The organism is Labrys sp. WJW (assembly GCF_001676615.1).
GTDB classification, from domain to species: domain Bacteria; phylum Pseudomonadota; class Alphaproteobacteria; order Rhizobiales; family Labraceae; genus Labrys; species Labrys sedimenti.
The window spans coordinates 1-23,950 of sequence record NZ_LYXZ01000005.1 but is presented as its reverse complement, the minus strand read 5'-3'; the positions used below and the strand labels follow the sequence as shown (position 1 = coordinate 23,950).

Genomic DNA, 23,950 nt, shown 5'->3' with positions numbered 1-23,950 from the left:
GAATTCAGGATTGACAGGGCGATCGTGCTGATGCAGCCTTTGCACGCGTGTGCAATAGAAGCAGAACAGCATGCCGCCTGGAGGAAACCCATGAAGAAGATACTCGCTGCCGCCGCGGTCATCGCCGCCATGCTTCCGGCCGCCGCCCAGGCGGAGGGCTCGCTCAACCTGATCTGCGCGGCGGATGTCGCCGTCTGCGAGTTGCTGAAGAACAGGTTCGAGAAGGACAGCGGCATCGGCGTCAACATGGTCCGCCTGTCCTCCGGCGAAACCTATGCCAAGATCCGGGCCGAGGCTGCCAATCCCAAGACCGATATCTGGTGGGCCGGCACCGGCGACCCGCATCTGCAGGCTGCCCAGGAAGGGCTCACCCTCGAATACAAGTCCCCACTGCTCGATCAACTCCAGGATTGGGCCAAGCGCCAGGCCGAGCAGTCGGGCTATCGCACCGTGGGCGTTTATGCCGGCGCGCTCGGCTGGGGCTACAATGCCGACCTCCTCGCCCAGAAGAAGCTGAAGGCGCCGGGTTGCTGGGCCGATCTTGCCGATCCCTCCTTCAAGGGCGAAATCCAGATGGCCAACCCCAACTCCTCGGGCACGGCCTATACCGCGCTCGCCTCGCTGGTGCAGATCATGGGCGAAGACAAGGCCTTCGAGTACCTGACCAAGCTCAATGCCAATGTCTCGCAATACACCAAGTCGGGCTCGGCCCCGGTGAAGGCGGCGGCGCGCGGGGAGACCACCGTCGGCATCGTCTTCATGCATGACGCGGTGACGATGACGGCCGAGGGCTTCCCGGTGAAGACCGTGGCGCCCTGCGAGGGCACCGGCTACGAGATCGGCTCGATGAGCATCATCAAGGGCGCGCGCAACCTCGACAATGCCAAGAAATTCTACGACTGGGCCCTCAAGCCGGAGATCCAGTCGCTGATGAAGGATGCCAAGTCCTTCCAGATTCCTTCCAACAAGAACGCCGAGCTGCCGCCCCAGGCCCCGCGCTTCGAGGACATCAAGCTGATCGACTACGATTTCAAGAAATTCGGCGAACCCGCGACCCGCAAGGCCCTGCTGGAGCGCTGGGACCACGAGATCGGCGCCAACGCCAACTGAGGTTTTCCTGGGACCGCAGGCGTCTCACCCATAGATGTCAGCTTAGCAAGGCAAGGCGCGCGAAACGGTGTGCCGATCTTCTCAGCTCCATCAAATGATGGAGCGGGATCGGCATCTTCCTGCCGGCAAGCGCGGCGTTTCCAAGATGGTCGATCTGAAGATCGACCCACCGCCGTGGAACTACGACTTCCGAAAGGCCAGCCATGAACAGGCGCAACCGCCGCCTCGACTGGGTGCTCGCCCTGGCCGTTCTCGGCCTGGCGATCCTGCCCTGGTACAGACTTGAGGCCGGACTCTTCTCGACCGGATGGCTGACGGACTATCCGGCCGGCGCGAAGGCGGGGCCGGGCTTGGCTCAGCTCGCCTTGCACGGGCGCTGGTGGCTGGTTCTGCCTGTGCTGGCGCTGGTGCCGGCCGTGCTGGCCCGTTTCACGGCTCAGCCGGCCTTGCGCCCCCGGCTGCTCGTCGTCTCGGGCCTCGCCGGCGCGGCCGTCATGGTCGTGCAGGGGGTCGCCATCGCCTATTCGGGCTGGCGCTGGCCGGTGTTCGAGGCCTGGTTCGGTACGCTCGGGACCGGGCAGGAGGCTTTCGGCGCCGGTGCCGCCGCGCTGCTGACGGCCTTCCTGCTGCTGTTCAGTTTCGGCCTCGCCGAGCGCGGCGTTCTCAGGGGCGATGCCTTCGTGGTGTCGGCGATCACTATCCTGATCGCCCTGGTCGCCACCTTCGTGTTCTATCCGGTCGGTACCGTGCTGGTCGGTGCCTTCCAGGGCATCGATGGCAGCTTCGATCCCTCCGGCTTCCTCAACACCCTGACCGACCCGTCGATCTGGACCCTGCGCTGCCTCACCGGCAGCGGGCGCTGTGGCGTCGCCTGGTCCACCCTGACGCTGGCGATCGCCACCGGCGTCGGCTCGACCCTGCTCGGCCTCGCCTTTGCCCTGGTGGCGACGCGCACCCGCTTTCCCTTCAAGCGGGCGTTGCGGCTGCTCACCATCCTGCCGATCATCACGCCGCCCTTCGTGGTGGGCCTGGCCCTGATCCTGCTGTTCGGGCGTTCCGGCGTGGTTACCCAGGGCCTTGCCTACCTGTTCGACATCCCGCCCGGCCGCTGGCTCTACGGTCTCACCGGTATCTGGATTGCGCAGGTGCTCTCCTTCACCCCGATCGCCTTCCTGGTGCTGATCGGCGTGGTACAGGGCGTCAGCCCCGCCATGGAAGAAGCGGCTCAGACACTCAGGGCCGATCGCTGGCGCACCTTCGTCACGGTGTCGCTGCCGCTGATGCGGCCGGGCCTTGCCAATGCCTTCCTGGTCGGTTTCATCGAGAGCCTTGCCGATTTCGGCAATCCCATGGTGCTGGGTGGCAGCCATGGCGTGCTCTCCACCGAGATCTTCTTCGCCGTGGTGGGCGCGCAGACGGATCCGGCCCGGGCGGCGGTACTCGCTTTGATCCTGCTCTCCTTCACCCTGACCGCCTTCGTCGCCCAGCGCCTCTGGCTCGGCGGCAGGAATTTCACCACCGTCACCGGCAAGGGCGATTCCGGCCAGCATGCCGGGCTCAGCCGCGGCGTCGCCACGCTTTCCATCGGCGTGGTCTCTCTCTGGTCGGCCTTCACACTGGTGGTCTATGCCATGATCCTGTTCGGCGGCTTCGTGAAGACCTGGGGGCTCGACCACAGCCTCACGCTCGAGCACTACACCCGCGCCTTTGCGGTGACCTTCGACCAGGGCGCGATCCTGTGGAGCGGCGTCGCCTGGGGCTCGTTCTGGACGACCATGGAAATCGCCCTGATCTCGGCACCGCTGACAGCGGTGGTCGGCCTCATCACCGCCTATCTCATCGTACGGCAGAATTTCGCCGGGCGTTCGGTGTTCGAATTTGCCCTGATGATGAGCTTCGCCATTCCCGGCACCATCATCGGCGTCTCCTACGTCTTCGCCTTCAACCTGCCGCCGGTGGAGATGACGGGCACGGCGCTGATCCTGATCGTCTGCTTCGTCTTCCGCAACATGCCGGTCGGCGTGCGCGGCGGCGTGGCGGCAATGAGCCAGATCGACCGCAGCCTCGACGAGGCCTCGCTGACGCTGGGCGCCAACTCCTTCACCACGGCGCGGCGGGTGATCCTGCCGCTGCTCCGCCCGGCCATCGTCGCCGCCCTGGTCTACAGCTTCGTGCGCTCGATCACCTCGATCAGCGCCGTGATCTTCCTGGTGAGCGCCCAGTACAACATGGCGACCGCCTATATCGTCGGCCTCGTCGAGAACGGCAGCTATGGCGTGGCGATCGCCTATTCCAGCGTGCTGATCGTGGTGATGATCGCCGTGATCGGCGGCTTCCAGGCCCTGGTCGGCGAACGCCGGCTGCGCCGCGAGGACCGCGTCGCCGGCCTGCCGGCCAGATCCGCAACCAGACCTCAGGAGAAGGCGGCATGAGTATCGATATCAGGCCGGGCTCGGTCACCTTCCAGAATGTGAGCAAGAGCTTTGGCGCGGTGACGGCCATCGCCGATCTATCGCTCACGATCGAACCAGGCACGCTGGTGACCCTGCTCGGCCCTTCGGGCTGCGGCAAGACGACGACCTTGCGCATGATCGCCGGGTTGGAACATCCCAGTGCCGGCCGCATCAGTATTGGCGGCAAGGACGTCACGGCGCTGCCGGCCAATGAGCGCGACGTCTCGATGGTGTTCCAGTCCTATGCTCTGTTTCCGCATATGAGCGTGGCCGACAATGTCGCGTACGGCCTGATATCATCGGGCTTGCGCAAGGCCGAAGCGCGCGAGAAGGCCGACGACGGCCTCGCGCTGGTTGGTTTGGCCGGCTATGGCGAGCGCCTGCCGAGCGAGCTGTCGGGCGGCCAGCAGCAGCGCGTCGCCGTGGCGCGTGCCCTCGTGGTCGAGCCGCAGGTGCTCCTGCTCGACGAACCGCTCTCCAATCTCGATGCGCGGCTGCGCCGGCGGGTGCGCACCGAGATCCGCGAACTCCAGCAGCGCCTGGGCTTCACCGCGGTTTACGTCACCCATGACCAGGAAGAGGCCCTGGCCGTCTCCGATACGGTTATCGTCATGCATCAGGGCCGGATCGCCCAGGCCGGCACGCCGCGTGAGCTCTACGAGGCGCCAGCCTCCGCCTTCATCGCCGATTTCATCGGCGAGGCCAATGTGGTGCCCTGCGAGGTGACCCGCGTGGCTGATGGCCGGGCCGAGATCCGGGTCGGCGAGGGTGGGCATGCTCTCGCGGCCCGTGGCTTGGCCGTCGGCCCGGCCAAGCTCGCCATCCGCCCCAATGCCATGACCCTGCGCGAGGCTACCGGCGCCATGCTGTCCGGCAAGGTGCTGCACGCCGCCTATCTCGGCGACCATGTCGAATATGAGATCGAGACCAAGGCCGGCCCGATCTTCCTGGTCGACTCGGGCACCGACCGCATGCTCGCGCCGGGGACAGCCATCGGCGTCGACCTGCACGACCGGGGCCTTGCCCTGGTGCCGGAATGAGGATGGTCCGTGGAAGCTTGTCATTGCGAGCGCAGCGAAGCAATCCAGAAAGCCGGGGGCGCATCATCTGGATTGCTTCGCTGCGCTCGCAATGACGGCTGGCCCTAGCCTTCATGTATTTCAGGTACTTCAGGAATTGCCCCATGACATCGCCTGCCGCCGCCGACATCGCCGCCCGCCTCGATCTTGCCCGGGATATCATCCGGGAGGCCGGCCTCCTGGCGCTGTCCTTCTTCAACGACCGCGATACGCTCGCGGTCGAGACCAAGGCCAATGCGCAGGATGTGGTCTCGGCCGCCGACAAGGCCAGCGAAAGGTTGCTGCGCGAGCGTATCCACGCGGTTTTTCCTGACGATAGCCTGCTCGGCGAGGAGTATGGCTTGAGCGAAGGCACGTCCGGCTATTGCTGGGTGATGGACCCGGTCGACGGCACCAGCCCCTTCGTCTTCGGCCTGCCGTCCTGGTGCGTCTCGGTCGCGGTCACCTGGGGCATCGATACGGTCGTCGGGGTGATCTATGCGCCGGTGCGCGACGAACTCTATGCCGCGGCCCTCGGCCAGGGAGCAACGCTCAACGGCACCATTTTGCGGCTTTCGGACCAAAGAAGCCTGGTCGACGGCGTGCTCGGGGTGGGCGCCAATCACCGCGTGGCGCCGGAGATCATCACCGGATTTCTCAATGCTCTCCTGCATGAGGGCGGGATGTTCATCCGTAACGGCTCGGGCGCGCTGATGCTGGCTTATGTCGCGGCGGGCCGGCTGGTCGGCTATTACGAACCGCATATGAATGCCTGGGACTGCCTGGCCGGCCTGTGCCTGATCAGCGAGGCGGGCGGAAAGGTCGAGAACTTCCTCGCCCATGGCGATCTCGCCCGAGGCGGGCGGGTTATCGGTGCGGCGCCGGGGGCCTGGGATGGCTTGATGCGGCTGGTGGAGCAGGCTGAGACAGTCGCGGCGTGATGGAATACCAAGAAGAAGGCAGAAGGCGGACGAGACGTCCGCGGTTCCGGCCTTGACGTTTCCTGCACGAACCTTGCCGGGGTCCCGCGGCAAGCGGCGCGGCTGGGACCGCGGACGTCTCGTCCGCTTCTTGGATCCATCATCTTTGCCAAAGAGGCCGAGCCGTAAGCCCTTCACTCCTGACAAAAACTGGCAGGGCTGGCCGTTAGTCTTTCCTCATCGCAACCGAGGAAACCAGACAATGACAGCTCCCGCCTTCAAGTCCAGCTATGCCCTGCTGATGGTCGACAGCCCGCTGCGCAGCGCCGCCTTCTATCGCGAGCTGCTCGGCCTCGAGCCTATCGAGGCACAGGCCACCTTCGCTTTGTTCGCCCTTGAAACCGGTCTGATGTTCGGCCTGTGGTCGAAGCACACGGCAGAGCCCGCGCCGGGTGCGCCGGCCGGCGGCGTCGAGATCGGCTTCAAGGTGGCGAATGCCGCTGCCGTCGACGCCGCCTATGGCAAATGGCTCGAAACGCGCGATGTGCGCGTTGCGCAAACGCCGGTCAATCTCGATTTTGGCCGCACCTTCGTGATGCTCGATCCCGACGGCCACAGGCTGCGGGTGTTCTCAACGCCGGAATAGGCAGCGCGCTTGACCCTCCCCCGCGGGGGGAGGGGATCGCCTCTATTGCGCCGCCACGATCTCCTCATGCGGGATCGGGCTTGGCTCCATGTCGCGGCGCCAGGGCGTGCGGCCGGCGAGCACGCCGGATTCATGCACGATCTCGGCGACATATTCTTCCTGGCGGTAGGCCATCACATGCACGCCGGCGACGCCCTTGATCTCGCGGACCTGCTGGATGATGTCGATGCACAGCCGCTTGCCTTCCTCCTTCTGATCCTGCGCGCCTTCCAGGCGCTTGATCACGTCGTCGGGCACATGCACGCCGGGCACGTTGGAACGCATCCACTTGGCGGTACGGGCGGAGGCGAGCGGGCCGACGCCGACCAGGATGAAGCATTTCTCGTGCAGGCCCATGTCGCGGATGCGGGCCATGAAGCGTTCGAGCAGGGGAATGTCGAAGCAATATTGGGTCTGGATGAATTGCGCCCCGGCCTGGATCTTCTTGGCCAGGTTGATCGGGCGGAAATCATAGGGCGGCACGAAGGGATTGGCCGCCGCGCCCATGAACACCGCAGGCGGGGTGGTGATCTTGCGGCCCGACAGGAAACGCTGCTCGTCACGCATGGTGCGGATGGTGGAGAGCAGGGCGGTCGAATCGAGGTCGAAGACCGGCTTGGCCTCGGGATGGTCGCCGCTCTGCACGCCGTCGCCCGACAGGCACAGCACGTTGCACACGCCCAGCGCCGCGGCGCCGAGGACATTGCCCTGGATGGCGATGCGGTTGTAGTCGCGGCAGGAGATCTGGAACACCGGCGAATAGCCGACGCGGGTCAAGAGGGCGCAGATTGCCACCGAGGACATGTGGCAGTTGGCGCCGGACCCGTCGGTGGCGTTGATGGCGTCGACCCAGCCCTCGAACGGCTTCACCCGCTCGAGCACGTCGTCCGGATTGGCCGAATCGGGCGGGTTGAGCTCGGCGGTGACGGCGAATTCGCCGCGGCGCAAAACGCGCTCGAGGCGCCCGCGCGAGCTGTGGCCGGGCAGTTCGGGCAGGGGGGCGGCCGGATGCGGGCCGAAATCGTCGGGATGGGCTCGCCTGGTATCGTTGGTCATGGCTTGCCTCCGCTCGCGGCGACAGCATTGGACTTGGCTGCTGCAGCCTTGGCTTTGGCGGCGGCCGCCGCTGCCGCCTTCTCCGCCGCGATCCTGGCATTGTAGCCCGACTTCTCGCGGGCCACGGAAAGCCAGGAGGACTGCCCCTTCAGGCGGTGATCGACCGGTCCCTGCGGCACTTCGATCGCACTGCCGCCGGCCATGTTGCGCGAACCCTCATAGGCCTTGACCCAGACGCAGGGCATGTCGGCATAGACCTCGCAATTGCCATTGGCCCTGACGCCGCCGCAGGGGCCGTTGCGCAGGCCCTTCGGGCAGTTCATCGGACAGGACATGCCGGTGGAGGACAGGGCGCATTGGCCGCACATCTTGCAGTCGAACAGGTTCGACTTGACCAGCTTCTCCACCTTGGCCACCGGCTTTTCCAGCCTGTCCCAGCCAATTGCCGTGAACAAGGGCGAGAGCTTGACCAGCGTCCACTCGACGCCGTCATAGATCCGCTCCATCGCGGCGGAATGGCGGATGGCCCAGAAACGCAAAGCGAATTTCTTCGCATCGCGCGGTGGCTTTCCGGTGGCTTCGAAGGCAGCGGGCGTGCGCATGTCTCAAGGAACTCGCGTTGGAGCGATCAGCGGTTTTCTCTGCCGCCATTCTTGGCAAGAGCTGCCAATCGTTCCTTGTCGTATTCCGCCTCGATCTTGGCCGCCGCCGCCGAAACTTCCGCTTCCAGGTCGTCGCCGCACTCGATCGGGGGGCTGCGATGGAATTCGGCGAGGTAATCATCCGTGCCGGCGGCACCGCCACGCATCGCCGCCATGTCGACGGCCTCGCCGAAGCGGGAGCTCAGTTCGCGCTTGGCGCTGGTGCGGCCCTGCTTGGCCACCACCATGGTGGGAATGTCGCGCCAATAGGTGACGATGAGCTGGGGCATGGTGGCTCCTTGGAGCGCGGACATCCTGTCCGCTCTTGGAAACATTGCATTGCTATGAGAAGAGCGGACAGGATGTCCGCGCTCCTGTCTAGAACGGCGTCCGGCTCCGGATCGCGGCAGCCAGGGTGCCCTCGTCGAGATAGTCAAGCTCGCCTCCGACCGGCACGCCATGCGCCAGTTTCGTCACCTTGACGCCTGTTGGGGCCAGAAGGTCGGTGACGTAGTGGGCTGTGGTCTGGCCGTCGACCGTGGCGTTGAGGGCGAGAATCACTTCGGTGACACCGCCTTCGGCGACGCGCGCGACCAGCCTGTCGATGGTGAGATCCTCCGGCCCGACGCCGTCGAGCGGCGAGAGCGTGCCGCCGAGCACGTGGTAGCGGGCATTGACCACGCCGGCCCGCTCCAGAGCCCAGAGGTCGGCGACATCCTCGACCACCACCAAGAGTGTGTTCTCGCGCCGGGGATCGCTACATAGGGTGCAGGGATCCGAGGTGTCGATATTGCCGCAATTCGAACAGACCACCACGCGTTCGCAGGCGATCTGCAGGGCGGAGGACAGCGGCACCATCAATTGTTCGCGCTTCTTGATCAGCGTCAGTGCCGCCCGCCGGGCCGAACGCGGCCCGAGCCCCGGCAAACGGGCGAGCAACTGGATCAGGCGTTCGATTTCGGGGCCGGTGACGGATGCCATGCTGCTGAGATAGGTGATTTGCAGGGCTGGTGCGAGGGGAGAGTACAGATGCGATCCGGTTTTGCACCTCGATCCCCGGGTGCGCGGACGTCTCGTCCGCTCTTGGAAACATAGCGTTTGCAGAAAGGAAGAGCGGATGTCGCGGCCTGCAGGCAAGCCGCTGTGACGTCCGCGCATCCGGGAACAGCCTCGCTGCGTCCTTTCGTACCTTGAATGGTGTCTGCCTAAGCTTTAAGCACCTATCGCTTCGCGATATATCGCGGCCGGGCCGACCGCCCGTTCTGTCTGCCGGGTCAAGCTATGGCGTTTCTTCCCTTCAAGCTGTTCGTGCCGATCCTGGCCGGAGCCACATTGCGCGACCGGCTGTTTGCCAGCCTGGGCGCCATCGTCGGTATCGGCTTGACCGGGCTGGTCTGCACGCTCGTCTTCGGCCGCGATCCGCATCTGCCCTTCATCGTCGCGCCCGTCGGGGCCTCGGCCGTGCTGCTCTTTGCCGTGCCGGCCAGTCCACTGGCGCAGCCCTGGTCGATCATAGGCGGCAATACGCTCTCGGCCCTGTGCGGCATCACGGTCATGCAGTTCGTGCACGAGCCAATGCTGGCCATCGGCCTGGCGGTCGGGCTTGCCATCGCGGTGATGTCGCTGACGCGCTGCCTCCATCCGCCGGGCGGGGCCGCTGCCCTGACGGCAGTGATCGGCGGACCCGCGGTGGCCGCTGCCGGCTTCAGCTTTGCCTTGGTGCCGGTTTGCCTCAACTCGGCATTGCTGGTTGCGCTGGGCTGGCTGTTCCACCGTTTCTCCCGCCATCCCTATCCGCATGTACCGGCGCCTGCGCCGGCCAGCACGCATGGCACCGCCGACCCGGCCCCTTCCCTGCGGGTCGGCTTCCGCGACGAGGATATCGAGGGAGCGCTGACCGATCTCGGCGAAACCTTCGACATCGACCGGCAGGACCTCGACCGTCTGCTGCGGCGGGTCGAGCAGCGGGCGCTGTCGCGCTCCCATGCCGAACTGACCTGTGCCGACATCATGTCGCGCGATATCGTCACCATCGAGCCCGAAGCCAGCGCCGAGACGGCGATCAAGCTGTTGCTCGAGCATAATGTCCGTACCTTGCCGGTCGTCGACTTCCACGAACGCGTGGTGGGCACGGTGGGCCTGCGCGATCTCGCCGGTCCGGTGAAGCAGGTCGGCGACGTCATGACGCTTCCGACCCTGTCCACGCCGGGAGCACCCGCGCTCGGCCTGATCCCGGCCCTGACCAACGGCACCACCCATGCCGTGGTCATCGTCGATGACGACAAGCATATTGCCGGTCTCGTCACCCAGACCGATCTGCTCGCCGCCCTGTCGAGCCTGTCGGCCCGGGAGGGTTGGGGGCAATAGCGCCCTTCGCAAGAAAGGGGCGGCTTGTGGCCACCCCTGATGTTCCATCATCTATCGCGACAATGCGGCACCGATCTCAAGACAGATGATGGCGTTCCTGGATCTTGTAGACCGGTGTCGGGATCGCCTCCTTGCGCGCCTTGAGCTGCAGGGAGAGGTAGAGCGAGTAATGGCGCGACTGGTGCAGATTGCCGCCATGGAACCATAGGGCTTCCTGCTGGGTGGGTTTCCACATGTTGCGCTGCTCGCCTTCCCAGGGCCCGGGATCCTTGGTGGTATCAGAGCCCAGTCCCCAGCATTTGCCGACCTTGTCGGCCACGTCCTTGGAGATCAGGTCGGCAGCCCAGCCGTTCATCGAACCGTAGCCGGTGGCATAGACGATGAGATCGGCCGGCAGTTCGCGGCCATCCTCCAGCACGACGCCGGTTTCGTTCAATTCGCGGATGCCGACGCCGCTGACCAGCTTGATCCGGCCATCCGCCACCAGGTCGCAGGCGCCCACATCGATGTAGTAGCCGGAACCGCGGCGCAGATATTTCATGAACAGGCCGGAATCGTCGTCGCCGAAATCGAGCATGAAGCCGGCCTTCTCCAGCCTCTTGTAGAACTCGGCGTCCTTCTCGCGGATCTTGTTGTACACCGGCACCTGGAACTCATGCAGGATGCGATAGGGCAGCGAGGCGAAGATCAGATCGGCCTTGCGGGTGGTCATGCCGGCGGCCACCGCGCGCTCCGAATAGAGGTCGCCGAGCCCGATCTCCATCAGCGAGTCCGATTTCACGATATGGGTGGAGGAGCGCTGCAGCATGGTGACGTCGGCGCCGCCTTCCCACAGGGCCGCGCAGATGTCGTGGGCCGAATTGTTGGAGCCGACCACCACCACTTTCTTGCCGCGATAGGCGTCCGGGCCGGGATGGCGGGAGGAATGCTGCTGCTCGCCCTTGAAGACGTCCTGGCCCTTGATCTTGGGCACATTGGCCTTGCCGGACATGCCGGTGGCCAGCACGAGCTGTTTGGGTTTCAAGGTGATCTCGCGGCCGTCCCGCTCGACGATCACGGTCCATTCCTTGGTCGTCTCGTCGAAGCTCGCGGATTTGCAGGTGGTGGAGCTCCAATAGTTCAACTCCATCACCTTGGTGTACATCTCCAGCCAGTCGCCGATCTTGTCCTTGGGTGCGAAAACCGGCCAATTGTCGGGGAAGGGGATGTAGGGCAGGTGGTCGTACCAGACCGGGTCGTGCAGGCAGAGCGACTTGTAGCGCTTGCGCCAGCTGTCGCCCGGTCGCTCGTTCTTCTCGATGATGATGGTCGGCACGCCGAGCTGTCGCAGCCGGGCGCCGAGGGCGATACCGCCCTGGCCGCCGCCGATGATGACGACATAAGGCTGCTCGCTGAAGCCGAGTTCCGAGGCCTCGGATTCGCGCTTTTCCTTCCAGGTCTTGCGCGTGGGATCGCTGCCGTGCTCGGCGCCCATAGGACGGCGGAAGCCCTTGGGTTCCTCATGGCCCTTCAATTCGCTCATGGTGGTGAGGAGCGTCCAGATCAGGCCGTTCTTCAGGCGGATATGGCCATAGCCACGCGCCGCCTGCGTCTCGAACTCGAACCAGCCCTCGGTTACGCCATTGCCATCGCTGGCGGCTTCGTTGGCGTCCTGGCGGAAATGGCTGGGCTTGATGGCGGCCAGCTGCGTCTTCAGCATCTCGCCGATGGCATCGCGTCCTTCCAGGGTGCGGAGGTTCCAGGTGAAGGTCACCAGGTCGCGCCAATAGCAATCTTCCTGAAACAAATTGACCGCGGCGTCGATGTCGCCGCTTGCGAGCGCCTTTTCGAACTTGGCCAGAACCGCGTCCACCTTGGCCTGTGGGCTTTGATCGAGCATGGTATTTCCTCCGTTTTTTATGTTGGTCGAGATTGTTGCTGCGGACAGAGAACGAACGCTTGTTTGCTGAAGCTCCTTGTTTCCGAGCCGGCCGCCGCAATCCGGCGTTATCGAGCCAGGTCGATCAGGATCTTGAGCTGTTCGCCGGCCGGGTCGAGCAGGGCGTCGAAGCCGTCAGTGACGGCCCTGTCGAGCGTGATCTTGCGGGTCACGACCTTGCTGGCCGGCAGCAGGCCGGAGCTGATCAGGCGGATGACGCGCGGCCAGTAATGGGTGGGATAGGCCCAGGAACCACGAATATCGACATCCTTGAAGGTGACCTGGAACCAGTCGAGCGGGTTCTCGTGCGGATGCAGCCCGGTCTGCACCACCACGCCCTGTTTGCGCACGGCGTCGAGGCAGGCCTTGAGCGCATGCTCGTTGCCCACGCATTCGATCGCCACGTCGCAGCCGACCTTGCCCTCGCTGAGATCGCGCACGACCTCGCCGGGATTGTCACGCTTGGGGTTGATGGTGACGAGATCGGGCAGGGCCGCCTTGGCGAAGGCGAGGCGCTTGTCGTTGATGTCGGAGACGAAGAGCTGGGCCGCGCCGGCGGCCCGGGCCGCCAATAGGGTGAGCAGGCCGATCGGGCCGGCGCCCGTCACCAACACGCTCGAGCCGGCGGTGACGCCGCCGCGGTCGCAGGCATAGACGGCCACCGCGCTGGGTTCGACCAGCGCCGCTTCCTCGTCGCTGAGCGTGTCGGGGATCTTCTGCACATTGTAGTCGTTGAGCAATGCATAATCGGCCATGCCGCCCGAGACCCAGCTCAATCCGGCGAGGGCGAGCTGGGGGCTGAGGTGGAAGAGGCCGCGATCGGCGAAATAATCGCCCGAACGCGGCATGATCAGCGGCTGTACCGAGACCCGATCACCCGGCTTCACCGCCTCGACGCCTTCGCCGACCGCCTCGACCACCCCGCCGAATTCATGGCCGAGGATCTGCGGGCCACTCGTCCCGCTGAAGGGATGCGGTTCGACCGGGATGAAGATGGGGCCATAGGCATATTCGTGCAGATCCGTGCCGCAGATGCCGACGAAACGATTGCGGATCAGAACCTGTCCGGGCGCCGGTTGACCCGGCTTGGGCAGTTCTTCGAGCCGCAGATCCTTGGCGGCATGAAATCGCAGGGCCTTCATCCTTGTCTTCCTCCCCTGTTGCATGGTGTTGGGCAGGAAGAGCAATCGCCGTGCCAACTGGCAGAAGCTGCGGCCTGGCGCGGTTTCAGGCCGCTTGGATGCGCATCACCGTTGCACGGCGCGCAACGGATGCCACAGCTGTGGCAAGGCTGTTGCAACAGGTCAGTTGTGGTGGTTCAAGCCATGGCGTTTGATCTGGCGATGCACCGTGGAGCGGTCGACGCCCAGGCTGCGAGCCGCCTGTGACACGTTCCAATTGCAACTGGCGAGCACGGCCTCGAGAGCGCCCCTTTGCGTATGCGGCTCCTCGCTCCTCTGCGGCAGCGCCCGCCGCATGAGGGCTTCCGGCAGGTCGCCCATCTCGATGACGCCATTGTGGCAGAGCACCGCGGCCACCGAGACCACATTGTCGAGTTCGCGGATATTGCCGGGCCAATGATGGGCCTTGAGTGCGAGCAGCGCTGCCGGTGTAACCGCCAGCGCCTCACCGTTCATGCGGTGCTTGGCAAGGATCTTGTCGAGCAGCCAGACGAAATCGGAGCGCTCGCGCAAGGCGGGCAGCACGAGCGTCGCGGCATTGAGCCGGTAGAGCAGGTCCTCACGAAAGCCGCCATCCCTGGCGAGCGCCTCGAGCGGCCGGTTGGAGGCGGAGACCACCCTGATGTCCAGCGGCTTGGCGCGTGAAGCGCCCACCGGCATCAGCTCCCGTTCCGACAACACCCGCAGGAACCGGCTCTGGAGCGCCAAAGGCATGTCGCCGATCTCGTCGAGGAAGAGCGTGCCGCCATTGGCCTCCTCGATCAGCCCGATCCGTCCCCGTGGTGCAGCACCGGTGAAAGCGCCCGGCAGATGGCCGAACAGTTCGCTTTCGATCAGCGGCTCGGGGATCGCCGCACAGTTCACCGCGACGAACTTGCCGGTCCGACCGCTCGCCTCATGGATGGCGCGGGCCAGATATTCCTTGCCCGTGCCGGTTTCGCCCTGGATGAGGATCGAGACCGGCCGGGGCGCAAGCTTGGCGACCTTGGCTTGCAAGGCGGCAAGCTGGCCGTCGCCGCCGCTCAGATTGCGTAGCGAGGCGGGAATGTCGTGGCGTGCCCCTGCCGGCGAGCGCACGGCGATATTGGGCTCGATGGCATGGGCGAACAGGGCATTGCCGTCGCGTGCGAAGACCAGGCGATCCTGCGGGCGATGCTGGCGTGTCAGATCGGGCAGGTCGTCGATGTCCATGTCGAAGAAGCGTGACAGGGGCTGGCCGATCAGGGCCTGCGGGTCGCGCCAGTCGAGATTGCCCGAGCGCGCCAGCACCTTGGCGCCGCCATTGGTCATGCCGATGATGCGGCCGGAACCGTCGATGGCGATGCCGGCTTCCGGGTCGACATCGAGAAATTCCGGGGAGCGTGAGAAGCGCAGCACCCATTCGCGGCTCGATTGCGCCATCAGATTGGCGAGCTCGATGCGCCGCACCGTGGCCGAGACGAGATGCAGTGCCAGGTTCTGGCTGGCCTTCTTGATCGGCGAGGAGAGCAGGGAGATGTCGAGCACCGCCGAAAGCCCGCCCTGGATGTCGTATATCGGGGCGGCGGTGCAGGAGAGCGGCGTGTGGGTATTGTCGAAATGGTCGGTCTGATGGATGGTCAGGGCCTCGCCGGCCTCGATGCAGGCACCGACGGCGCAGGTGCCGGCCCGCGACTCAGACCATTCCGACCCCATATAGAGGCCGGCCTTGCGCAGATTGTTGTCGAACAGCGGGTCGCCGTAGAAATCCACGGTCACGCCGGCCCTGTCGGAGAGCAGCAGCACATAGTTCTGTCCCGCCACCTGGCGGAACAGGCTTTCGAGGCCCGAGCGGGCGATCGCGATCAGTTCTTCCGATTGCTGGCGATGCTCGCGCAACTGGGTATCCGGCACGATATAGGCCTCGCAGGCCTGGGCCGGGTCCAATCGGTGCTTGTTGATGCAGCGCAGCCAGCTTTGCACCACCGTGGCGTCGCGGATGGTTGCCGCGCCCAGGCCGACGCTTTCGATCTCGCGGATATGATCGACATGCGAAGCCATGAGAAGGTGCGGCCAGCCTCCCTTGGGAATGGGTCTCTTGATCCATCCGGATCGGAAACCATGTCGTCTTGTTTGGATCTCGCATGGAACGCGCCAGCTCGATCGAATTCCTCCCCGCGGCTTCGCTACCTCGGAGGCCGCAGGCTTTGCAGTGTGCACTAGTGCCGGCGAATGTAAACCATCTTGGCGCCCTCGCGTTCAGCCATGGGCTGCGACCAGCGCCAGCAGGCGGTCGCAATCGGTGGCGATACGCTTGGGATCGACATTGGTGATGCCCAGCAACAGGCCCGTCCGGCACCCGCTGGCGTACCAGGGCGAGAGCGGCACGGGCGCGAGCCCGAAAGGCAGGGCCTGTCGGGAAACGGCGACATCATCCGTCCCGTCAGGGAGTTCGAGCCGGACGGCGAGACCGCCATTGGCATGCACCTTCATGCCGGGGCCGATGCGCGCGGCGAGACAGGCGGCGAGGGCGTCGCCCCGGGTGGCGTAGAGGCGTTTCATCCGCCGCAGATGGCGCAGATAATGGCCCTCGGCCAGGAAGATCGCCACGGCCCGCTGGATCGAGGCCGCCGGTGCCGGTGCGAGAGCGGCGGCGACGTCGCCGAAACGGGCGGCCAGTTGCGGCGGCACCACCAGGAAACCTAGGCGAAGCGCCGGGGTAATGGTCTTGCTGAAGGTGCCGGCATGCAGGACCCGCCCCTGGCGGTCGAGCGAGGCGAGGGCAGGGGCCGCCCGTCCCCTCAATTGCAATTCGCTGAGATAATCGTCCTCGATGATCCAGGCCTGGCGGGCCTGCGCCCAATCGAGCAAGGCGCGGCGCCGTTCGAGCGACAAGGTGACGCCGAGAGGCGACTGCTGGCCCGGGGTGACCACTGCAAAGGCGGCGTCGGGCGCGAGGCGAATGCCGGCGGCGACGTCGATGCCGTCCCGATCGACCGGGACCGGCGTGACCGCGACCCGGGCCTGTTCCAGGGCGAGGCGGGTCAGGATGAAGGCGGGGTCCTCGAGCCAGGCCTGGCGACCGTCGAGCCCGAGGGCGCGCAGGATGAGGCCAAGGGCGCCGGCATAGCCCGATGTCACCAGGATCTGGCCCGGCTCGCACTGGATGCCGCGCGCCAGGGCGAGATAGGCGGCCATCTCGCGCCGGAGCTCGACATGGCCGCGCGGGTCGGGATAGCTCACCGCCGCCGCGGCGGCGGCACGGGCGCTGCGCGCCATGATGCGCGACCATAGCGAAAAGGGAAAGGCATCCTGCGCCGGCACGCCCATCTGGAAGGTGGCGGGCGGACGCTCGAAATCGGGAAAGAGGGCCGGCAGGGGCGTGGCTTCCGGCAGCCTGTCCACCGCCTGAGGGCGGCCTGCCTTGTGGATCACGCGCGTGCCGGCTGCTCCCATGCCGGCGATCAATTGCTCGTCGGCGAGCTTTTCATAGGCCACGCGCACCGTGCCGCGGGCGACGCCGAGCTGGGCCGCGAGATCGCGCCAGGACGGCAGCCGCACGCTATTGGCCAGCCGGCCGTCGAGAATGGCGGTAGCGATGCTGCGATGGATCTGCACGGCCAGCGGAGCCGGGGCGGCGCGATCGATGCTGATCTTGAAAGGCTCGTTCATGCGTCCGGACGGTACAGTATTTCCTGCAGTTCTTGGTGCTTTTTTATGGGCCGAAAGAGAGCGATGTTCCGGTCATCACAAGACAGGAACCAAGATGATGATTTCCAAAGCCTTTCTGCTCGGTATGGGCATTGCCCTCGCCGTCACCCCAGTGCTCGCCCATTCGCCGCAATCCAAGTCCGGTGGGGCCAGCGCGGCGCCCGTGTTCGAGCAGGCATTGCCCAACGTGCCTGGCAAGACCATGACCAGTGTCCTCGTGCGCTATGCTCCCGGCGGCAAGTCGCCCGCGCATACCCACTCCAGGACGGCCTTTGTCTTTGCCTATGTGCTGTCGGGCTCGATCCGCAGCCAGGTGAATGGCGGGCCGGTCAAGGTCTATCGCGCCGGCGAGAGCTGGTTCGAGGAGCCGGGAGCCCACCATCAGGTCAGCGAGAACGCCAGCAAGACCAGGCCCGCCTCGCTGCTTGCCGTCTTCGTCGCCGATACCGGTGACCGCAACCTCACCGTCTATGATCAGGAGAAATGAAATGGCCCCGCGTCTCGACTACAACGCTGCCGCTCCCGCCGGCATGAAGGCCCTTGGTGGCGTCTATGGCTATGTCAGCCAGAGCCTGCCCCGCATGTTGGTCAATCTGGTCTATCTCAGGATCTCGCTGATCAATGGCTGCGCCTATTGCATCGACATGCATTCGCGCGACTTGACCAAGGATGGCCTGCCCCAGGAGAAGCTGGTGCTGGTGTCGGTCTGGCATGAGGCCGGCGCCCTGTTCAACGAGCAGGAGAAGGCGGCATTGCGCTGGGCGGAGACGGTGACCAGGGTGGCCGAGACCGTCGTGCCCGACGCGGAATTCGAGGCCGTACGGGCGGTGTTTTCCGAAAAGGAAGTGGCCGACCTCACCATCGCGATCGGCCTGATGAACGCCTATAACCGCCTGGCCATCAGCTTCCGCAACACGCCGGCCGCGGTGAAGGCGGCTGCCTGACGCCGGAACATTATGTGAAAACGGCGACGCGATGCGTCGCCGTTTGCTTGAAAGCTAGGGTCGCGCTGCGAAGGCACCGGCGTCCGGGCACGCCTCAGAACGGCAGCTTCATGCCGGGTGGGATGGGCAGGCCGGCCGTGATCGAGCCCATCTTTTCCTGGGTCAGGCGATCAGCCCGGCCGCGTGCGTCGTTGTGGGCGGCGAGGACGAGATCCTCGACGATTTCTTTTTCCTCGGCCTTGAGCAGCGATGCGTCGATGTCGACGCCCTTCATCTCGCCCTTGGCGGTGAGGCGCACCTTGACCAGACCGCCGCCGGCCACGCCCTCGACTTCGGTCTGTTCCAGTTCGGCCTGCAGGGTCTGCATCTTGGCCTGCATGGCCTGCACCTGCTTCATCATGCCCATCACGTCTTTCATGGGAGCTCCTGTTCCTGTGTTCAGATATCGTCGGCCGAGTAGGACGCGGCCTCGTCTGCATCATCGGGATCGCCGCCATCATCGGGTGCCGGCGGCAGGGACTGCGTCTCGACCGGGGCGTTGTCCCGGATGTCGACGATCTCGGCGCCGGGAAAGCGTTCCATCACGGCCCGCACGAAAGGATCGGCGCGGATGCCCGAGAGCACGGCCGCCTGCCGGGCTTCGGCGAGCTCGCGCAAGGTCGCTTCGCCCTTTTCCGACGACAGCACCACCAGCCAGCGCTTGCTGGTCCAGTCCGACAATTTGCGCGAGAGATCGTTGACCAGGCCCTGGGGCGAACCAGGCTCGAGGGCGATGTCGAGGCGGCCGTCGGCGAAGGCAACCAGGCGAACGAAACGCTCCAGCGCCAGTTTCAGCGGCAGGTCGCGCTTTTCCATCGCAAGGGCGACGATCTCGGCGAAGCTGGCGAGCGCGCGGCCCGGCTGCGCTGCCGAGGCCGGCTCCGGCATCGGGGTACGCTGGGGTTGCGGCTGGAACCGGGCCTGGGTGGCGGCCGTGATCAGCTGGGCCCGCGGCGCTGCCGGAGGGGACGCCGGCGGCGGCGAGGCAGGCCCGCGCGAGGGCAGGGCGCCGCCGTTCTCGCCGAGCTGGCGGATGAGATCGTCCGGCGAAGGCAGGTCGGCCGCATAGCACAGGCGCGCCAGCACCATGTCGGCAGCGGCCAGCGGCTTGGCGGCGGTCTGGGTCTCGGGAATGCCCTTGAGCAGCATCTGCCACTGGCGCGTCAGCACCTTGATCGAGAGCTTGCCGGCGAGCTCGGAGCCGCGCACCTTCTCGATTTCGGTGGCCGAAGGATCGTTGGCGGCAGCCGGCGAAATCTTCACACGCGTGACGAAATGGGTGAATTCGGCCAGTTCCGACAGCACCACCGCTGGATCGGCGCCCTGGTCGTATTGGGCGCGCAGTTCGTCGAGGGCCGAAGCGGCGTCGCCGCGCATGATCGCCTCGAACAGATCGATCACCCGCGAGCGATCGGCAAGGCCGAGCATGGCACGCACGCTCTCGCCGTCGATCGTGCCGCCACCATGGGCGATGGCCTGGTCGAGCAGGGACAGCGAGTCGCGCACCGAGCCCTCGGCGGCCCGCGCGATCATCGCCAGGGCGGCCGCGTCGATCGAAACGCTTTCCTTTTCGCAGATCGCGCCGAGATGGCGGGCGAGCAGGCCGCTGTCGACGCGCCTGAGGTCGAAGCGCTGGCAACGCGACAGGATGGTGATCGGGACCTTGCGGATCTCGGTGGTGGCGAAGATGAACTTCACATGCGGCGGCGGCTCTTCCAGCGTCTTTAAAAGGGCGTTGAAGGCCTGCGTGGTCACCATATGGACTTCGTCCATGATGAGGACCTTGAAGCGCGCCGAGACCGGAGCGTAGCGCACGCCGTCGGTGATCTCGCGAATGTTCTCGATGCCGTTATGGGAGGCGGCATCGAGCTCCATCACGTCGATGTGGCGGCTGTCGATGATGGCCTGGCAGTGTCGGCCGAGGCCCGGCATGTTGATAGTCGGCTTGCCGCCGCCCTCCGGCGGCTCGTAATTGAGCCCGCGTGCCAGGATACGCGCCGTGGTGGTCTTGCCAACACCGCGCACGCCCGTGAGCATATAGGCCTGGTGGATGCGGCCCGTCTCGAAGGCGTTGGACAGGGTGCGCACCATCGCATCCTGGCCGATCAGGTCGTCGAAGGTCTGGGGACGGTATTTGCGGGCGAGAACGCGATAGGGCTGGGTATCGGAGGGCGTCGTGTTCGCGTCTTCCATCAATTCCCCCGAATCCCTCGAAGGGGCCACCTGTGCGATCCGCCGTTCCTGAGGTAGGAGGTTGGACGAAGACCCGCAGCGGTCTCGTTGGGGCTGCTTCCTTCCGGACCTGACCCGGTTGGCGAGTGTTGCGTCCACCGCCAACCTCCCGCCGCGTATATGGGCCATCGGCGCGCGAATGACAAGCGGAGGTGCCAAAAAACCTCACAGGCCGCAAAATCTCGATTGGGCGGCATATTTCCTGTAAAAAGCGCCAAGATTTTTTTGAAAAAAGACTTGGGCCTTTTAAAAAGGGCTTGGACTTTGCCGCGCGAGCGACTATCTAGAGATACACAAATCGTTCGGGGCTGGCGTCGATAGTACGAGCCGGCTCTAGTGCAGATGCACTTTTAGTCGAACATCGAGCGAAGCGCTCGTTCGCCCTAACGATGGAAATGCCTATTCCGGTATCAAGAGCCAAGGTGGCGATCTGCCGGAGTGTGCTGCTGCGCCCGACGCAGGCGGAACCATGGTTTTCCTGACCCGTGCATTGACTGATGTGATGCAATGGCCATGACGAAGGTTCGCTGTCGCTTCGCGAGATTGCGCATGTTTATAGCGGAGAATGAGATCAATCTATGAGGCAGGGACAGCAAAAGCGTATGCGTGGCCGTTCACGCGGCGGCAAGGGTCCGAACCCGCTGAGCCGGAGCTATGAGTCGAACGGCCCCGACGTGAAGGTTCGTGGAACCGCCGCCCATATCGCTGAAAAATACGTTCAGCTGGCGCGCGATGCCCAATCCTCCGGCGACCCGATCCTGGCCGAGTCCTATCTGCAGCACGCCGAGCACTATTTCCGCATTATCGCGGCGGCCCAGCCGCAGTTCACCAGCGACCAGACCTTCGGCCATGGTGCCGAGGATGAGGAAGATGGTGACGATGCCGATTTCGATGGCCCGATCCCCTCGATGCCGCAGGGCTTCGGTACGCCGGCGAATCAGTTCGGCGGCTCCCAGGGCTTCGACGAGCAGCCGCGCCTGGTGCAGCCGGGACGTGACCGCAATTTCGGCGAGCGCAGTGAAGGCGGCCAGCCTTATCGCGAGCGTGAGCACCGCTTCCGTGACCGCAATGACCGTTTCAACGGCGAGCGCGGCCCGCGTGAGGAACGCCAGCCGCGCGAAGACAGGCAGTCCCGGGAGGACCGGCCCTACCGCGAGGATCGCCAGCGCGATCGTCAGTTTGACGGACAAGCCAATGGCCAGGCGGCCGAGGGCGAGGGCGGCGGCGAGCCGCGCTTCAATCAGCGTCATGGCCGTCGTGACCGCCGTTTCGGCGATCGTGGCGATCGTCCCTTCCGTGACCGCGCCAATGCCGGCGACGGGCCGCTCTTCAGCGAGCGCGGGCAGGGCGAACGGGGCGCGTTCCAGCCGGCACCGGTGGTTCCGGTCGACCAGCCCCAGCCGGATCTGCATGACGATCATGCCCTTTCCACCTTGCCTTCCTTCATCACCGGCACGCCGGCGCTAGCTACGGCTGCTCCGGCACCTGCCCCGGTGCCAGTTCAGGCTGTTGCCGCACCGGTAGAGGCGGCCCCCACTGCCGCTCCCGTAGTGGTGGAAGCGGAGGCCGAAGCTGCGGCTGCTCCGCGTCCGCGCAAGCGCCGTGTCTCGAAGAAGGCTGCCGCTGCAAGTGAAACGGCTGAGGCGAGCGCGGAAACCGCGAGCGAATAGGCGCTAAATCGATCGGTTTTACCTGATCAGCCGGCGGCCCTGCGGGGCCGCCGGCTTTTTTATTGTCGACGGGTTGAACTCATGCACGGCCCCCGCATATTGAACTCAGGTTCTATTTATCGCCTCCTGGGTAATGCCGGGCGGGCATGGGCGGAACCAGCGCAGGAAACGGTCTTTGCCGTTTGACGGAATCGCCGGGAAGCGCAAAGACGCGTCGAGATGAAGAGTTGGGGCAAGGCGCGTTCAGCCCCGAACGCGCGGTCTGCACGGTTGTGGTTCTGAGGCGGGATGTTGCAATGTTGGCTCGCTTGCAAAAGTTGATACGCAGTTTTGCGCCGGGTGGGCCGGCCAGGCCACGCTACGTCTTCGACGAGACCGACCACCGCGTCGCCGCCGCCGGGCTGCTCGTCTATGCCATGAATGTGGACGGGGTCGAGAGTCCGGCCGAGAAGACGCGTGTGGCCGCACTGCTGCAGGAGCGCTTTTCGCTTGACGAGGACGAGACCCGTGCCCTGCTGGCGGCGGCGGGAGAGCGCAATCGCGATGCCCTCGATTTCAACGATTTCACCGGCGTGGTGAAGCGCGCCTACAATGTCGATGGGCGCCAGCGCATCGTCGAAATGATGTGGGAGATCGTATTCGCCGATGGCGTCCTGCACGAGTTCGAGGACAATCTCGTCTGGCGCGTCGCCGAGGCTCTTGACGTCCCGGCAACCGCGCGCACCACGATCCGCAGCAAGGCCGCCGCCCAGAACAACGTGCTCCTGCCGGAAGCCGGCGAGTGAGCCGTCCGGTCGCCTTGGTCACGGGCGCATCGAGCGGCATCGGCGAAGCACTGGCCCACGCCCTGGCCGAACAGGGCGAGGACCTCATGCTGATCGCCCGGACGCAGAGCGAATTGCTGCGCGTCCAAAGTGAGATCGCGACAGCCACGGGGCGTTTCGTGGCGGTTGCTGCCATGGATCTCGAGCGCGCCGATGCAGCCGAGGTCGTCAAGGCCGTGTTGCGTGACCAGGACCTCAGCGTGCGGCATCTGGTCAACAATGCCGGCTTCGGCCTGGCGGGCGACATGGCGGATCTGCCGGTATCCGGCCAGGTCGGCATGGTCGATCTCAATTGCCGCGCCTTGCTGGCGCTGACGCTCGCCTTCCTGCCCGAGATCCGCGAGAACGAGGGCGGCGTGCTCAATGTCGCCTCGGTTGCCGGCTTCACGCCGGGGCCTGGCCTTGCCGTCTATTATGCCAGCAAGGCTTTCGTGCTGTCGCTGACGCGGGCGCTGGCTTTCGAGGAACGGGAGAGCGGCATCCGTGTCTGCGCTCTCTGTCCCGGTCCTGTGCCGACCCGCTTCGGCGCCCGGGCGGGGTTCGGCAAGTCGGGTGTCATCGCCATCACGCGCCCGCTTTCGGCAAAGGATGTTGCCCATATCGGACTCGCCGGCTATTTCGGACGTCGTACCGTGGTGGTGCCGGGCATGATCCCGAGGTTGATGGTTGCCATCCTATCGGTCCTGCCGACGAGGATGGTGCTGCCGATCCTCGCCCGCGCCCAGCGGCAGAGGCGGCAGAAATAGTGCCTTTCGCCCAGGGAGCGCTTCGTCATGAAGCGGTGAACGGTCTGTGCGAAGGGGAGATATGCGAAACCCTTCCTTGACTTCCCTGGCGTGAGACGCCAGTTTCCGGCTCCTTTCGTCGTCATTTGGACACCCATGCGCAGCTATCTCGATTTTGAAAAACCAGTGGCCGAGCTCGAGGCCAAAGTCGAGGAACTGCGCGCGATGGGGGAGTCGGGTGACGCAGTGGCGATCGGGGACGAGATCCAGCGGCTGGAGGCCAAGGCGAACCAGGCGCTGCGCGACCTCTATGCCCAGCTCACACCCTGGCAGAAGACCCTGGTGGCCCGCCACCCCGAGCGCCCGCATGCCAATGACTATATCGCGGCCCTGATCGAGGATTTCACGCCGCTTGCTGGCGACCGCAAGTTCGGCGACGACGAGGCCATCATCGGCGG

At 65.4% G+C, this 23,950-nt stretch carries 21 protein-coding genes, 1 other RNA gene and 1 pseudogene; 12 read left to right on the top strand and 11 right to left on the bottom strand.

Annotated features, from left to right (window positions below; translation table 11 throughout):
* Positions 1 to 90: 90 nt before the first annotated feature.
* From BA190_RS04330 to BA190_RS04310, 5 genes are all read left to right on the top strand, one after another.
* Positions 91 to 1,110 (top strand): ABC transporter substrate-binding protein, encoded by a 1,020-nt coding sequence (locus BA190_RS04330; RefSeq protein WP_068283135.1) that lies wholly within the window; start codon positions 91 to 93, stop codon positions 1,108 to 1,110.
* A gap of 203 nt (positions 1,111 to 1,313) precedes the next feature.
* Positions 1,314 to 3,542 (top strand): iron ABC transporter permease, encoded by a 2,229-nt coding sequence (locus BA190_RS04325; protein WP_068283129.1) that lies wholly within the window; start codon positions 1,314 to 1,316, stop codon positions 3,540 to 3,542.
* Positions 3,539 to 4,603 carry an ABC transporter ATP-binding protein gene (locus tag BA190_RS04320; protein ID WP_068283126.1) on the top strand — a complete coding sequence of 355 codons (1,065 nt, stop codon included), beginning with the start codon at positions 3,539 to 3,541 and terminating at the stop codon, positions 4,601 to 4,603. The genes BA190_RS04325 and BA190_RS04320 overlap by 4 nt, the downstream gene beginning before the upstream one ends.
* A gap of 143 nt (positions 4,604 to 4,746) precedes the next feature.
* Positions 4,747 to 5,562 carry an inositol monophosphatase gene (locus BA190_RS04315; RefSeq protein ID WP_068283123.1) on the top strand — a complete coding sequence of 272 codons (816 nt, stop codon included), beginning with the start codon at positions 4,747 to 4,749 and terminating at the stop codon, positions 5,560 to 5,562.
* A gap of 241 nt (positions 5,563 to 5,803) precedes the next feature.
* The gene (locus tag BA190_RS04310) at positions 5,804 to 6,187 is read left to right on the top strand and encodes a VOC family protein (protein WP_068283121.1); all 384 of its coding nucleotides are present in this window, start codon (positions 5,804 to 5,806) and stop codon (positions 6,185 to 6,187) included.
* 42 nt (positions 6,188 to 6,229) lie between these two features.
* On the opposite strand, the gene BA190_RS04305 is transcribed toward BA190_RS04310, so the two are convergent.
* The 4 genes from BA190_RS04305 to recR form a co-directional block, all read right to left on the bottom strand.
* On the bottom strand, positions 6,230 to 7,282 hold the full coding sequence (locus tag BA190_RS04305; protein WP_068283119.1) for a methylenetetrahydrofolate reductase: 1,053 nt from the start codon (positions 7,280 to 7,282) through the stop codon (positions 6,230 to 6,232).
* On the bottom strand, positions 7,279 to 7,884 hold the full coding sequence (locus tag BA190_RS04300; protein WP_068283116.1) for a methylenetetrahydrofolate reductase C-terminal domain-containing protein: 606 nt from the start codon (positions 7,882 to 7,884) through the stop codon (positions 7,279 to 7,281). Before BA190_RS04300 ends, BA190_RS04305 begins: the two co-directional genes overlap by 4 nt.
* Positions 7,885 to 7,910: 26 nt before the next feature.
* Entirely contained in the window at positions 7,911 to 8,213 is a 303-nt protein-coding gene (locus tag BA190_RS04295) for a virulence factor (protein WP_068283113.1), read from the bottom strand.
* 88 nt (positions 8,214 to 8,301) lie between these two features.
* Positions 8,302 to 8,904 (bottom strand): recombination mediator RecR, encoded by a 603-nt coding sequence (gene recR, locus BA190_RS04290; RefSeq protein WP_068283109.1) that lies wholly within the window; start codon positions 8,902 to 8,904, stop codon positions 8,302 to 8,304.
* 300 nt (positions 8,905 to 9,204) lie between these two features.
* On the opposite strand from recR, the gene BA190_RS04285 reads away from it, so the two are divergent.
* Positions 9,205 to 10,290, top strand: a complete 1,086-nt coding sequence (locus BA190_RS04285; RefSeq protein ID WP_068283106.1) for an HPP family protein — start codon at positions 9,205 to 9,207, stop codon at positions 10,288 to 10,290.
* A 76-nt stretch (positions 10,291 to 10,366) separates the two neighbouring features.
* Here the strand turns inward: BA190_RS04285 and BA190_RS04280 are convergent, their stop codons facing one another.
* From BA190_RS04280 to BA190_RS04265, 4 genes are all read right to left on the bottom strand, one after another.
* Positions 10,367 to 12,169 carry an NAD(P)/FAD-dependent oxidoreductase gene (locus BA190_RS04280; protein ID WP_068283103.1) on the bottom strand — a complete coding sequence of 601 codons (1,803 nt, stop codon included), beginning with the start codon at positions 12,167 to 12,169 and terminating at the stop codon, positions 10,367 to 10,369.
* 107 nt (positions 12,170 to 12,276) lie between these two features.
* Entirely contained in the window at positions 12,277 to 13,350 is a 1,074-nt protein-coding gene (locus BA190_RS04275) for a 2,3-butanediol dehydrogenase (RefSeq protein ID WP_068283100.1), read from the bottom strand.
* 162 nt (positions 13,351 to 13,512) lie between these two features.
* Positions 13,513 to 15,408: a sigma-54-dependent Fis family transcriptional regulator gene (locus BA190_RS04270; protein WP_068283097.1), complete on the bottom strand. Its 1,896-nt coding sequence runs from the start codon at positions 15,406 to 15,408 to the stop codon at positions 13,513 to 13,515.
* A gap of 198 nt (positions 15,409 to 15,606) precedes the next feature.
* Positions 15,607 to 17,019, bottom strand: a complete 1,413-nt coding sequence (locus BA190_RS04265; protein ID WP_068283094.1) for a PLP-dependent aminotransferase family protein — start codon at positions 17,017 to 17,019, stop codon at positions 15,607 to 15,609.
* 97 nt (positions 17,020 to 17,116) lie between these two features.
* On the opposite strand from BA190_RS04265, the gene BA190_RS04260 reads away from it, so the two are divergent.
* Both BA190_RS04260 and BA190_RS04255 read left to right on the top strand, forming a co-directional pair.
* Positions 17,117 to 17,545, top strand: a complete 429-nt coding sequence (locus BA190_RS04260) for a cupin domain-containing protein (protein WP_371260288.1) — start codon at positions 17,117 to 17,119, stop codon at positions 17,543 to 17,545.
* A 1-nt stretch (position 17,546) separates the two neighbouring features.
* Complete coding sequence (locus tag BA190_RS04255) at positions 17,547 to 18,002, top strand: carboxymuconolactone decarboxylase family protein (protein ID WP_068283088.1); 456 nt, start codon at positions 17,547 to 17,549, stop codon at positions 18,000 to 18,002.
* Between the two features lie 94 nt (positions 18,003 to 18,096).
* Here the strand turns inward: BA190_RS04255 and BA190_RS04250 are convergent, their stop codons facing one another.
* From BA190_RS04250 to ffs, 3 genes are all read right to left on the bottom strand, one after another.
* Positions 18,097 to 18,420, bottom strand: coding sequence for a YbaB/EbfC family nucleoid-associated protein (locus BA190_RS04250; protein ID WP_068283087.1), 324 nt, complete (start codon positions 18,418 to 18,420; stop codon positions 18,097 to 18,099).
* Between the two features lie 20 nt (positions 18,421 to 18,440).
* Complete coding sequence (locus BA190_RS04245; RefSeq protein ID WP_068283085.1) at positions 18,441 to 20,234, bottom strand: DNA polymerase III subunit gamma/tau; 1,794 nt, start codon at positions 20,232 to 20,234, stop codon at positions 18,441 to 18,443.
* 52 nt (positions 20,235 to 20,286) lie between these two features.
* Positions 20,287 to 20,384, bottom strand: an RNA gene (gene ffs, locus BA190_RS04240) — signal recognition particle sRNA small type.
* Between the two features lie 491 nt (positions 20,385 to 20,875).
* Between ffs and BA190_RS04235 the strand changes: the two genes are divergently transcribed.
* From BA190_RS04235 to BA190_RS04220, 4 genes and pseudogenes are all read left to right on the top strand, one after another.
* Positions 20,876 to 21,943: a DUF4167 domain-containing protein gene (locus BA190_RS04235; RefSeq protein WP_068283083.1), complete on the top strand. Its 1,068-nt coding sequence runs from the start codon at positions 20,876 to 20,878 to the stop codon at positions 21,941 to 21,943.
* 296 nt (positions 21,944 to 22,239) lie between these two features.
* Entirely contained in the window at positions 22,240 to 22,728 is a 489-nt protein-coding gene (locus BA190_RS04230) for a TerB family tellurite resistance protein (protein ID WP_068283081.1), read from the top strand.
* The gene (locus BA190_RS04225) at positions 22,725 to 23,513 is read left to right on the top strand and encodes an SDR family oxidoreductase (RefSeq protein ID WP_068283079.1); all 789 of its coding nucleotides are present in this window, start codon (positions 22,725 to 22,727) and stop codon (positions 23,511 to 23,513) included. The genes BA190_RS04230 and BA190_RS04225 overlap by 4 nt, the downstream gene beginning before the upstream one ends.
* Positions 23,514 to 23,648: 135 nt before the next feature.
* Positions 23,649 to 23,950 (top strand): annotated as a pseudogene (locus tag BA190_RS04220) (acetyl-CoA carboxylase carboxyl transferase subunit alpha); the annotation flags it as partial.